General features: G+C 67.7%; 13 protein-coding genes, 1 tRNA gene and 1 pseudogene. 8 read left to right on the forward strand and 7 right to left on the reverse strand.

What is annotated here, in order from left to right; all coding sequences use genetic code 11:
- The 3 genes from ACZO3G_RS13530 to ACZO3G_RS13540 all read left to right on the forward strand — a co-directional run.
- Positions 1–233, forward strand: a 233-nt coding sequence (locus ACZO3G_RS13530) for a hypothetical protein (RefSeq protein ID WP_486847341.1), incomplete at its 5' end; no start/stop codon positions are given.
- Positions 227–1,018, forward strand: a complete 792-nt coding sequence (gene yqeB / locus ACZO3G_RS13535) for a selenium-dependent molybdenum cofactor biosynthesis protein YqeB (protein ID WP_276874602.1) — start codon at positions 227–229, stop codon at positions 1,016–1,018. The genes ACZO3G_RS13530 and yqeB, both read left to right, overlap by 7 nt.
- Positions 1,015–2,049, forward strand: coding sequence for an XdhC family protein (locus ACZO3G_RS13540; RefSeq protein ID WP_276874605.1), 1,035 nt, complete (start codon positions 1,015–1,017; stop codon positions 2,047–2,049). The genes yqeB and ACZO3G_RS13540 overlap by 4 nt, the downstream gene beginning before the upstream one ends.
- Before the next feature lie 231 nt (positions 2,050–2,280).
- Here ACZO3G_RS13540 and ACZO3G_RS13545 read toward each other — a convergent pair whose 3' ends face one another.
- Complete coding sequence (locus ACZO3G_RS13545) at positions 2,281–2,658, reverse strand: helix-turn-helix domain-containing protein (RefSeq protein WP_101551794.1); 378 nt, start codon at positions 2,656–2,658, stop codon at positions 2,281–2,283.
- A 266-nt stretch (positions 2,659–2,924) separates the two neighbouring features.
- On the opposite strand from ACZO3G_RS13545, the gene ACZO3G_RS13550 reads away from it, so the two are divergent.
- Complete coding sequence (locus tag ACZO3G_RS13550) at positions 2,925–3,110, forward strand: hypothetical protein (RefSeq protein ID WP_101551796.1); 186 nt, start codon at positions 2,925–2,927, stop codon at positions 3,108–3,110.
- Positions 3,100–3,258, forward strand: a complete 159-nt coding sequence (locus tag ACZO3G_RS13555; protein ID WP_172439253.1) for a hypothetical protein — start codon at positions 3,100–3,102, stop codon at positions 3,256–3,258. The genes ACZO3G_RS13550 and ACZO3G_RS13555 overlap by 11 nt, the downstream gene beginning before the upstream one ends.
- A gap of 57 nt (positions 3,259–3,315) precedes the next feature.
- Here ACZO3G_RS13555 and ACZO3G_RS13560 read toward each other — a convergent pair.
- From ACZO3G_RS13560 to ACZO3G_RS13575, 4 genes are all read right to left on the reverse strand, one after another.
- A tRNA-Sec gene (locus ACZO3G_RS13560) sits at positions 3,316–3,412 on the reverse strand.
- 55 nt (positions 3,413–3,467) lie between these two features.
- The gene (gene selB / locus ACZO3G_RS13565; protein ID WP_302550015.1) at positions 3,468–5,342 is read right to left on the reverse strand and encodes a selenocysteine-specific translation elongation factor; all 1,875 of its coding nucleotides are present in this window, start codon (positions 5,340–5,342) and stop codon (positions 3,468–3,470) included.
- Positions 5,330–6,727 carry an L-seryl-tRNA(Sec) selenium transferase gene (gene selA / locus ACZO3G_RS13570; protein ID WP_302550016.1) on the reverse strand — a complete coding sequence of 466 codons (1,398 nt, stop codon included), beginning with the start codon at positions 6,725–6,727 and terminating at the stop codon, positions 5,330–5,332. Before selA ends, selB begins: the two co-directional genes overlap by 13 nt.
- Before the next feature lie 11 nt (positions 6,728–6,738).
- On the reverse strand, positions 6,739–7,890 hold the full coding sequence (locus ACZO3G_RS13575) for an aminotransferase class V-fold PLP-dependent enzyme (RefSeq protein WP_276873468.1): 1,152 nt from the start codon (positions 7,888–7,890) through the stop codon (positions 6,739–6,741).
- Between the two features lie 187 nt (positions 7,891–8,077).
- On the opposite strand from ACZO3G_RS13575, the gene yedE reads away from it, so the two are divergent.
- The 3 genes from yedE to ACZO3G_RS13590 are packed head-to-tail and all read left to right on the forward strand — an operon-like array spanning position 8,078 to position 9,697.
- Positions 8,078–9,202 (forward strand): YedE family putative selenium transporter, encoded by a 1,125-nt coding sequence (gene yedE / locus ACZO3G_RS13580; RefSeq protein WP_481159383.1) that lies wholly within the window; start codon positions 8,078–8,080, stop codon positions 9,200–9,202.
- Between the two features lie 14 nt (positions 9,203–9,216).
- Positions 9,217–9,426, forward strand: a complete 210-nt coding sequence (locus ACZO3G_RS13585) for a sulfurtransferase TusA family protein (protein ID WP_101551806.1) — start codon at positions 9,217–9,219, stop codon at positions 9,424–9,426.
- 34 nt (positions 9,427–9,460) lie between these two features.
- The gene (locus ACZO3G_RS13590; protein ID WP_101551808.1) at positions 9,461–9,697 is read left to right on the forward strand and encodes a putative Se/S carrier protein; all 237 of its coding nucleotides are present in this window, start codon (positions 9,461–9,463) and stop codon (positions 9,695–9,697) included.
- Between the two features lie 267 nt (positions 9,698–9,964).
- Here ACZO3G_RS13590 and arcC read toward each other — a convergent pair whose 3' ends face one another.
- Positions 9,965–10,900, reverse strand: a complete 936-nt coding sequence (gene arcC / locus ACZO3G_RS13595) for a carbamate kinase (RefSeq protein ID WP_101551810.1) — start codon at positions 10,898–10,900, stop codon at positions 9,965–9,967.
- A gap of 136 nt (positions 10,901–11,036) precedes the next feature.
- A pseudogene (locus tag ACZO3G_RS13600) lies at positions 11,037–11,447 on the reverse strand (knotted carbamoyltransferase YgeW); the annotation flags it as partial.

Here is an 11,447-nt window from a genome sequence, read left to right on the forward strand (position 1 = left end):
CGCTCGCGCGGGAGGCGCTCGGCATCCCGGAGGGGGCCTCCGTGACCCCCGGGATCATCGCCCGGCTGTTGCTCGCGGGCTACGGGAGGTTTTCCCCCACCGTGCTGCTCAACCAGGCGGACACCCCCGCCCTGCGGGAACAGGGGGAGCAGGCCGCCGCCCTGCTCCGTGCGGGCGGCGTTGAAAAAGTACTCATTCTTTCACTCAGACAGGAGGCGGAAATCACATGCTGATCTTCATCAAGGGCGCGGGCGACCTCGCCACCGGCGTGGCCTGGCGGCTGCACAATTGCGGCTTCCAGGTCGTCATGACCGACATCGCCCGTCCCACCGCCGTGCGCTGCACCGTCGCGTTTTCCCGCGCGGTCTATGAGGGCGCGGCCGAGATTGAAGGGGTGACGGCGCGGCTCGCGCGCGACCCCGCCGACGCGCTGCGGATCACCGGGGAGGGCGAAATCGCGGTGCTCGTCGACCCCGAGGCGGCCGCGATCGAAACGCTGCGCCCCCCCGTCGTCATCGACGCGGTGCTCGCCAAGCGCAACCTCGGCACCAGAATCACCGACGCGCCCGTTGTGATCGCGCTCGGCCCCGGCTTCACCGCCGGCGCGGACTGCCACGCGGTCGTCGAGACCAAGCGGGGGCACTATCTCGGCCGCGTGATCTACGCGGGAAGCGCGATCGCCAACACCGGCGTGCCCGGCGACATCGGCGGCTACACCTCCGAGCGGATCATCCGCGCGCCCGCCGACGGCCCCTTCGCCCCCGCGGCAAGGATCGGGCAGCTCGTGCGTGCGGGCGACGTCGTCGCGCGCGTGGAGGGGGAACCGGTGCGCGCCCTGATCGACGGGGTCGTGCGCGGCATGCTGCCCGAGGGGACCCCGGTGACGTGCGGGATGAAGTCGGGCGACATCGACCCGCGCGGCATCGTGGAATACTGCCACACCATTTCTGACAAGGCGCGCGCCATCGCGGGCGGCGCGCTGGAGGCGGTCCTGCACCTGAGGGGAGGGGTCCTGTGAACCGGGTATTTTTCCGCACGCTCGCCGACATCCTCGACGCGGGCGGCAGCGCCGACCTGCTGACCATCCTCGCGGGGGAACGGGAGGGACGCGCGCTCACCGCCCAGAAGGCGCTCGTGACGGCGGACGGCCTCGTCCCCTATGACGAGGGGCTGCGCGGGCTGTGGGAGGAGCTGACGGCCGCCCTGCCGGGCGGAGACCGGCCGCTCTCCGCCGAGGTCCTCGGCGTGCGCCTGCTCGCCGAGCGGCTGAGCGCGCGGCGTCAGCTCATCATCTGCGGCGGCGGGCACATCGCGAAGCCTCTGGCGGAGATCGGTTCCCTGCTCGACTTTGACGTGACGGTGATCGACGACCGGGAGGAGTTCGCCAACCGCGAGCGGTTCCCGCGCGCCAGCCAGGTGCTCTGCATGCCCTTCGTGCAGGCGATGGAGTCGGTCCCCTACACCGACGGCAGCTACTTCGTCATCATCACCCGGGGGCACGCGGACGACCGCCTCTGCCTCGAACGCATCCTCCCCCGCCGCTTCGCCTACTGCGGCATGATCGGCAGCCGTAAAAAGGTCGCCGTGGTCATGGAGCAGATGGAGCGGGAGGGGTATACCAGGGAACAGCTCGCGCGGGTCCATTCCCCGATCGGTCTGCGCATCGGGGCCGAAACCCCCGCCGAGATCGCCGTGTGCATCGCGGCCGAGATCATCCAGGTGGGCAGCGGGCTGTCGGCGGGCAGCGTCAGCCGCGAGGGACTCGAACGCCTCGCGCGGGGGGAACCGATGATGCTCGCCACCATCATCGAGAAGCGCGGCTCCGCGCCGCGCGGCTCCGGCTCCAAGCTGCTGGCCGACGGAAAGGGCGCGCTCTACGGCACGATCGGCGGCGGCGCCGCCGAGGCGCGGGTGGTCGCCTCCGCGCCCGAGGTCCTCGCGTCGGGCGCACCGCGCGTCGTCCTCTGCGACATGACCAACAACGACGCGCGCCAGGCGGGCATGGTGTGCGGCGGCACCGTCGAGGTGCTGCTCGACCCCATCCTCTGACCGCTTTCCATCGCCGGGACACAACAATAACATCCGCAGCAGGGCCGCGCTCGGGGCGAAATGCCGCGAGGCCTGGCCCGAGGTGTGCTCCAGCTGCCCGCCGGACGGGCTGGGGGAGGGCGCGTCCAGCCATCCCGTCTGCTGCGATCCCCTGCCGAAGGGCAACGTGGACGTCACCGCTTGAACGGAAAAACAATCAAAAAAACAGCCGCCTCCGGGCGGCTGTTTTTCTTATTCCTGTTCGGTCTTTTCCGGTTCCTCAACCGGCTTCCAGTCCCTCAGCGCGTTGAGCGTCGAAGATACCACGCGCAGAAAAAGGGACTTCCGCCACGGCTCCATGGTGCTGCTGATCCCCCGCAGGTGGCGGAATTCATCGTACTGCTCGGGGAGGATGTCCACCTCGTCTATCCGGAAGAGCTCCGCCGGAGAAAGCCCCAGCGCCATGGCGATGCTGTCGAGCGATTCGATCGACGGGTTGGCGACCATCCGTTCGATCCTGCTGATGTAGGACGCGCTGGTATAAGCCTTCGACGCCAGTTCCTCCTGCGTCAGGCCGCGCTGCTGTCTGTAGAATTTGAGGTTCTTTGCTACGATTTCAATCGTTCTCAAAGCACTCCCTCCATACCTTTATCATAAGCAGGTATGAAATATTTTCCAATGGCCTCATAGTCCTAGCCGGATTCTCCTGATTTTCCAATCGTTTTTTACCGTTTCGTGACGCCTTTTTTATTTTAATGTATAGTGCACTATATTTCAATAAACGGATCTGTGCAAATTTCAAAAATATTTTCGTCTAAAATGCCGATTCCCTGTTACGATCAGTAAACATTGTAATAATGTTCTATAATTGCTATAATATTGAAGGGGTCGGTCTCATGGCTTACAACGAAGCGAGCAAAAACGCCACGATGAAATACCAGCGGGAGAATCTGGAACAGATCCGCTTCTGGGCGCCCAAGGGTTATAAGGACAAAATCAAAGCTCATGCCGCGGGCCGCGGCATGAGCATGGCGGAGTATCTCAAAAAACTGATCGACGAGGATATGCATCATGAACCGTAAAGTCATCCAGGCCTTCTGGGTCGTCGCGATCCTGCTGCTCGCCGCCAGCTTCTTCGTTGCCGGCGTCCCCGGCTCGGTCCTGACGGTCGGCGCGATAGCCTTCGCCATCGCCGCGCTTGTCGTCACCCTCGCGGGCCGGAACAAATAGAGGCTTCATCAAACAAATCCCCGTGCGGACGAGGTGTCCGCACGGGGATTTTCATTTTGGCGGGGGCGTGTGAGAATCGAACTCACCCGGACGGCTCTGCGCCGCCCACACCGGTTTTGAAGACCGGGAGGCACACCGGCGCCCATCCGCCCCCATATCCGCGCGGCAAAACGCCGCGCGTTTTTTTGTCCGCGCAGGTAACCGGCCCGTCACTCCCGCAGGAGATGCGCGTCCCCCTCCCTGCGGGTGAAGCCGTCGGCGTCCATCCGCTCGAGCAGCGCCTGCGCGTACCGCCGGGAGGTTCCAAGCGCGTCGCGCAACCCGGAGAGCGTGACGCTTCCCCGCTCCCCGGCGACATTGCGGGCCGTTTCCCGGGCGCTCTCCCACGCCGCGCGGGTGAAGCAGAGTCCCGGCGCGGCCTCGACCAGTTCGCCCGCCTCGAGCAGCAGATCAAACACCCGCCCGGCGGGCACGGACGGCGGAAATTCCGCGAGCGCCGCCGCCCGGTCGGGCGGCGCGCAGGGCTCGCGCGCATAGAGAGCGAGCAGCTCCGCGGCGGTACGGCGATAGAGTTCCGTCCCCTCCGGCGCAAAGCCGGGCAGCGAGAGCGCGTCCCCCGCGCGGGAGACGGAGCCCTCCTCCGCGAACCACTCGGGCAGTCCGCCGGGAAACCGTTCCCGCAGCAGGTTAAGCGGCATCCCCCGGTCTAGGGGATGCGCCCCGTGATAATCCGCGAGGACGCCGAGCAGCTCCTCCCGCAGGCGGGCGAGTGTCCCGGGCGTCAGGGCGAGCAAGCCCGCGCACCGGATTTCCCCGTCCGCGAGCAGGCCCTCCCACGCGGTGGAAAATTCCGCGTCCGAGAGAAAAAAGAGCCGCTCCCGCGCCTGTTCCCGCGTCATCGGCTCTTCGGCGAGGTCGAAACGCAGGCGGCCGCGCGCGTCCGCTCCGTCGTAACATTGTAACCGTGCGAGCACGGCGCTGTCAAGCCGTCTGTGGCGGCGGGCGGGGATGTCGAGCACCACGCCGCCCCCCACCGTCTCGACGGGCGAATAGAACCGCACGACAAACCGGTCTCCCGGGCGGACCGCGACCGGCTGCTCGAGCAGCAGCTGGGCATAGCCGCTCTCGCCCGGCGCCAGGGCCTCCCGGTCGAGCAGACGCGCGCGGCAGAGGACGCAGGCGGTGCCGAGCGCGAGGTGCAGCCGCTGGTTGTGGGTGATCGCGCGGGCGGAGGCGGGGTGCGCGGCCAGCCGCACGTCGAGCAGCGCGTTTGCGCGCGCGGACGGCGCGGCCGCCAGCGCGTCGCCGCGCGCGAGCGAGCCGGGTTCCGCCCCGGCCAGGTTGACGGCGACGCGCTGGCCCGCAAAGGCGGCCGCGGCCTCGCGGCCGCAGCTTTGCAGGCCGCGCACCCGCACGCGGGCTCCGCCGGGGCTGACGGTCAGCAGGTCGCCGGGGCGCACCTGCCCGTCAAGCGCGGTCCCGGTCACGACGGCGCCGAAGCCGCGGACGGTAAACGCCCGGTCCACCGGCAGGAAAAAGGGACGGTCGATATTCCCGGGCGGGAGCTCCGCGGCTTCCTCCGCGAGCAGGGCGCGCAGCACGTCGAGGCCCTCCCCCGTTTGGGCGGAGGTCTCCACGACCGGCGCGCCCTCCAGAAAGCTGCCCCGCACAGCCTCGGCGATCTCCTCCCGCGCGAGCGCGCGGGTCTCGCCGTCCGCGAGGTCGCATCTGGACAGCACGACCACGCCGCGCGGCACGCCGAGCAGCGACAAAATGACAAGGTGCTCCCGCGTCTGGGGCATGACCCCCTCGTCCGCGGCAACCACCAGCAGCGCGAGGTCGATCCCCCCCGCGCCCGCGAGCATGTTCTTGACAAAATGCTCGTGGCCGGGCACGTCGACGATGTCGGCGTGGACCTCCCCCGGCAGTTCCATCCACGCAAAGCCGAGGTCGACCGTCAGGCCCCGGCGCTTCTCCTCCGCGAGCCGGTCGGCGTTGATGCCGGTGAGCGCGCGCACGAGCGCCGTCTTGCCGTGGTCGACGTGGCCCGCCGTGCCGATCACGATCCGCTTCACGGTCCGCACCCGGCCTTCACCGCCTCCGCCGCCGGTGCAAGCTCCTCCGGCAGCATCGTCGAAACGTCGAGCAGCAGCCTGCCCTCCGATATGCGCGCGACAACGGGGACCGGCGCGGCGCGCAGCCGCGCGGCAAGCGCGTCCGCGCCGAAAGCGCGCGCCGTCACCGCGACCGCGGATCCCTTGAGGAGCTGTCCCGGCGCGCAGCCGCCCCCCACCGGGCGTTCTGTGGGGACGACCTCGCAGGCGCAGTCCGCGCCCAGCCGCGCGATCATTCCGCAGAGTTCCTCGGCGCGCGCCCGCAGGGTTTCGGGCGGGGCGCAGAGCATCCGGAGCGCCGGGATCTCCCGCTTCGCGCGGGCCGGGTCCGCGTAACTCTCCAGCGTCGCGGCCAGCGCCGCGAGGGAGAGCTTGTCGATGCGCAGGGCGCGCGCCAGCGGGTGGCGGCGCATCCGTTCGATCAGCGTGGCCCTCCCGACGAGGATGCCCGCCTGCGGGCCGCCGAGCAGCTTGTCCCCTGAGAAGCAGACGACATCCGCGCCCTCCCGCAGTGCCTGCGGGACGGTCGGCTCGCCGGGAAAGGGGTACTCCCCCGCCTCCAGCAGCGCGCCGCTCCCCAAATCCACGACGAGCGGGATCTCCCGCCTCTTCGCGAGAGACGCGAGCTCCCCGACCGACGCCGACGCGGTGAACCCGACGACGCGGAAGTTGCTCGTATGCACCTTCAAAAGCGCGGCCACATCCCCTTCGACGCAGGCCGCCTCATAGTCCCCGGGACCGGTGCGGTTGGTGGAGCCGACCTCCCTGAGCCGGGCGCCGCTCTGCTCCAAAATGTCGTGGATGCGAAAGCCGTCCCCGATCTCCACGAGCTCCCCGCGCGATACGGCGACCTCCCGCCCGCGCGCCAGCGCGGCCAGCGCAAGCAGCACCGCCGCCGCGTTGTTGTTGACGACGAGCGCGTCCCCACACCCGCAGAGGTCCTTCAGCAGAGGCTCCACATGCGCGCCGCGGCTGCCCCGCTCCCCCGTTTCGAGGTCATATTCCAGGTCGCAGCAACCCGCCGCGTCGCCCACCGCGCTGCGGGCCGCGTCCGAGAGGGGGGCTCGGCCCACGTTGGTGTGCAGCGCCACGCCCGTTGCGTTGATGAGGCGGCGCAGGCGCGGGAAACCCGCGCTGCGCAGCCGTTCGAGAACGGCTGCGCACAGCAGGGGCGGCGGCGGCACCGCGGGGCATTCGCCCCGCAGGACCGACGCGCGCACCGCGTCGAGCTCGGCGCGCACCGCGCCGAGCGCCGCCGCCCGCCCCTGCTGCTGCGCCGCCCGGGCGAGCCCGGGCTCCCGGAGCAGCTCGTCCACCTGCGGGATCGCCCGCAGCAGCGCCGTCCTGTCCTCCATACCGCGCCCTCCTATCCATTCAGGATGCGCCCGATCGCGTCGGACGCGTAATCGATCTCTTCCTCCGTGTTCCCATACCCGAAGGAGAACCGCACCGTCCCCTGCGGGTAGGTCCCGAGCGTCCGGTGCGCGTTGGGGGCGCAGTGCAGGCCGCAGCGGGTCATGACGCCGTATTCGCTGTCGAGGCGGAAGGCGATCTCCGCGTTGTCCCGCCCGGGGAAATCGAGCGAGACGACCGCCGTGCGCCCCTCCGCCGTCCGGGGACCGGCGACGCGGATGCGTCCGTCCTCCGCCACCGCCGCGAGGAACCGCGCGGTCAGCGCCCGTTCCCGCGCGCGGATGACATCGATCCCCGTCTCCTCCAGAAAACCGAGCGCCGCGTGCAGGCCGTAGATGCCCGGCAGGTTCAAGGTCCCCGCCTCGAACCGGTCCGGCAGCAGCGCGGGCACCGTCTCGAGGTGGGAAAAGCTGCCCGTCCCGCCAGAAATGAGCGGGTCCAGCTCCTTCTCAAAGGCGTCGGTGACGAGGAATCCCCCCGTCCCCTGCGGTCCGAGCAGCCCCTTGTGCCCGGTGAACGCGAGCGCGTCGATGCCCATCGAGCCCATGTCGACGGGCTCCATCCCGGCGGTCTGCGCGCAGTCGACGATAAAGCGCAGACCATGCGCGCGACAGAACGCGCCGACCTGCGCGACCGGCTGGATGGTGCCCGCGACGTTGGACGCGTGGGTCAGGACGACGGCGCGGGTGCTGGGATGGACGAGCCCGTCGAGCGCGTCCAGACAGAGGACCCCCTCCCCGTCGCAGGGGATGCGGTCGAACGCCACACCCGTCTGTGAAAGCTGCACGAGCGGGCGCATGACCGCGTTGTGCTCCACCGCGCTCACGAGGACGTGGTCTCCGGGGCGCAGGAAGCCCTTGAGGATCATGTTGAGCGCCTCGGTGACGTTGAGGGTGAAGATGACGTTGCGCGGGTCGGGGCCGCCCAGCAGGGCGCAAAGCCGCTCACGCGCGGCAAGCACCGTCCCGGCGGCTTCGTAGGCGGAGGCGTAGCCGCCGCGGCCCACATTGCTGCCGACCCGTTCCATATACGCCACCATCGCGGACACGACCTCGGGCGGCTTGGGAAAGGAGGTCGCCGCGTGGTCGAAATATACTTTTTGCATCTCCTGGGGCCTCCTTTGCAGATTCTGGCTTCTATTGTACGCCACTTTTATCTCCCGCGCCATATATATAGACGATATCTATAAATACCGTCGGTTTATTCAAAATTGCGATTTCCATATGCCAAATATTTGTACTATAATAACAAAAGAAACGCATGCGAATCAAATCTGTTTTGAGGTGTTGGCATTGAAGGAAAAACGTAAAATCATCCTCGCCGGCGTGGTCATCGGCGTCATCGCCGCCGCGCTCGTCTGGTTCGGGAACCCCAAAAACATGGGCTTCTGCATCGCCTGCTTCATCCGCGACACCGCCGGTGCGGTCGGGATGCACCAAGCGGCGGTCGTCCAGTACATCCGCCCTGAAATCATCGGCCTCGTGCTCGGCGCGCTCATCGTCTCGGCCGTGAAGAAGGAGTTCCTCCCCCGCGGCGGCTCCTCCCCGATGACCCGCTTCGTGCTCGGCGCGTTCGTCATGATCACCGCGCTTGTCTTCCTCGGCTGCCCGCTGCGCATGGTCCTGCGGATCGCCGGCGGCGACCTCAACGCCATCGTCGGACTCGTCGGCTTCGCCATCGGCATCCTCTGCGGCGTGCAGTTCCTCAAACGCGGCTACAGCCTGAAGCGCACCTACACCCTGCCCGCCGTCGACGGCGTCTGGCTGTCGGTCGTCCAGGTCGCCCTCTTCGGCCTGCTCTGCGCCGCGCCCGCGTTCATCCTCTTCAGCGAAAAGGGCCCCGGCTCGATGCACGCCCCCATCTGGATCTCCCTCATCGCCGGGCTGGTCGTCGGCGCGCTCGCGCAGCGCACCCGGCTGTGCATGGTCGGCGGCATCCGCGACGTCCTGCTCTTTCAGGACTGGACGCTGCTCTCCGGCTTTGTGGCCATTCTTGTCGCCGCGCTCGCCGGGAACCTGGTTCTCAACGCCGTGTTCGGCGGCTACTTCAGCCTCGGCTTCATGGGCCAGCCGGTCGCCCACATCGACGGCGTCTGGAACTTCCTCTCGATGGCCGCGGTCGGGCTCGGCTCGGTCATGCTGGGCGGCTGCCCGCTCCGTCAGCTCATCCTCGCGGGCGAGGGCAACTCCGATTCCGCCGTCACCGTCGCCGGCTATTTCGTCGGCGCGGTGTTCGCGCACAATTTCGGCCTCGCCTCCGCCGCCACCGCCGTGGCCGAGGACGGCGCCATCACCGGCGGCCCCACCGCCGCGGGGAAACTCTTTACCGTCATCGCACTCATCGTCCTGTTCGTCGTCGCCTTCCTCAATACGAAAGCCACGGCCGCAGCAGGCGTAAAAGAGCCCCAGCGGGCATAGAAGGAGGAATCATCATGGCACAGACCATCGACGCGCGCGGGCTCTCCTGCCCGCAGCCGGTCGTCCTGACAAAAAACGCGCTTGACAAGGCCCCCTCCTCCTGCGAGGTGCTGGTGGACAATCCCACTGCGCGGGAGAACGTCACCCGTTACGCCGAACGCGCGGGCTACCGCGTCTCCGTCTCGGCGGATGGAGAGGACTACCGCCTGACCCTCGTGAAATAGCAGCCCCACATTGACCGCCGGGAGGGAACCGCCTTTGCAGTATATCGCAACCTTTTTCACCCACTATGACGCGGTCCGGTTCGCGGGCGACCTGCGCGGGCAGGGGATCGCGGTGCAGCTTTCCCCCGTGCCTCGGAGCCTGAGCTCCTCCTGCGGGACCTGCGCCCGCTTCGCCTATGAAGGCGATCCGCGGGAGTTGGACCGCGCGGGGCTTGAGCAGCTCGTGCGGACGGACTCCGGCCGCTACCTTCCGGCCATCGACAACCGATAATCCGTCACTCCAATCCGCTTATCCTACCACACAAAAGGGCCGCCCCGCGGGGCGGCCCTTTTGTCCTCTCCGGAACCCCGCCGCTTCGGGAAGGGCCCCGCCTGAATCAAATGTTCTTTGCCGCTTTCTTGAAAGAAAGCGGCAAAAGAAAACGCCGCCCTTTCGGGCGGCGGTTCTTTTCCACATCTCTCTCGAAAACGCGGGCCGCCCGCGGGGGCAAGAATCCCGCGGGCGGCAAGAAGGAGGGTATCAACAGATGGAGCGAAGTCAGCGAATGATGGTGCCGGTCTTTCCGGCGATGCCGTCCTTGGCCTTTTCCAGCAGAGTGATCAGCGCGTAGCGCTCCGGCTTGGACTCGGCGAACTGGAGGGCGGCCTGCACCTTCGGGAGCATCGAGCCGGGAGCGAAGTGGCCCTCGGAGATGAGCTGCCGGGCGCGTTCGGGGGTGAGCTCGTCAAGCCACTCCTGGTTGGGCTTTCCGAAGTTGATGGCGACCTTTTCGACCGCCGTGAGGATGATCAGGCAATCCGCGTCGACCGACTCGGCCAGGCGCGCGCTGCAGAAGTCCTTGTCGATGACGGCGGGCACGCCCTTGAGATGGTTGCCCTCCGTCTCCATGACGGGGATGCCACCGCCGCCCGCCGCGACGACCACCTGCCCCGCGTTGACGAGGGTGCGGATCGTCTCGATCTCGACGATGTGCTGCGGGCGGGGGGAGGCCACGACGCGGCGCCAGCCGCGTCCCGCGTCCTCCATGACGGTGTAGCCCTTTTCCGCGGCCAGCTTTTTGGCGGCCTCTTCGGTCATAAAGCTGCCGATCGGCTTGGTCGGCTTCTTGAAGGCGGGGTCCTCCGGATCGACGACGACCTGGGTGATGAGCGTCGAAACGGGCTTGTGGATGCCGCGGTCGAGCAGCTCCTCCCGCAGGGCGTTTTGCAGGTCGTAGCCGATGTAGCCCTGGCTCATTGCGCCGCACACCGACAGCGGGATCGGGTACTGCTTGGGATCGACCGCGTTGAGGGAGGCCATCGCCTTCTGGATCATCCCGACCTGCGGGCCGTTGCCGTGGGAGATGACGACCTCGTGTCCCTCTTCGATCAAATCGACGATCGCCTTGGAGGTCTGTTTGACCGCGATCATCTGTTCGGGCAGGTTGTTGCCGAGCGCGTTACCGCCCAGAGCGATGACGATTCTCTTTCCCATACCAAATTACCACCTTTTCATAATATCGGCTCAAACCGGCGGCGCCGGCAGATTGTGACGTCGGTCCCGGGAAGCGCGCTCCCCGGGACGCCGCAAAGGCGGAATCCGTACCGCTGCGGGCGGGGCTGCGCGCCGTTTACTTGGTCCAGCGGGGGGTGCCGCGCTCCTCGAGCGCCTTGAGGACCGCCTGCGGGTCCTTGACCTTCGAGAGGAAAATCATCGCCGCGATGACGTAGGGCTTGAAGGAGGCCTCCTTATAGAGCGGGGTGCGGTAGCGGTCGAACACCGAGGCCTCGACCTCGCCGTCCTCGCAGGAGACGCCGTTGATGTCGGCGGGCAGGCAGTGCAGGTAGAGCGCCTTGCCGTCCTTCGTGGTCTTCATGAGCTCCTCGGTGCAGCACCAGTCCTTGTGGTTGGCGTTCTGCGCGAGCAGCTCCTTTTCGAGCTTCTTGATGCCTTCCGAGTCGCCCTCGCCGTAGAGGTTGGTGCGCTTTTCCATGGCGGCGAAGGGCGCCCAGCTCTTCGGGTAGACGATGTCCGCGTCCTG

The sequence above is a fragment of the Anaerotruncus sp. genome (genome assembly GCF_057433415.1).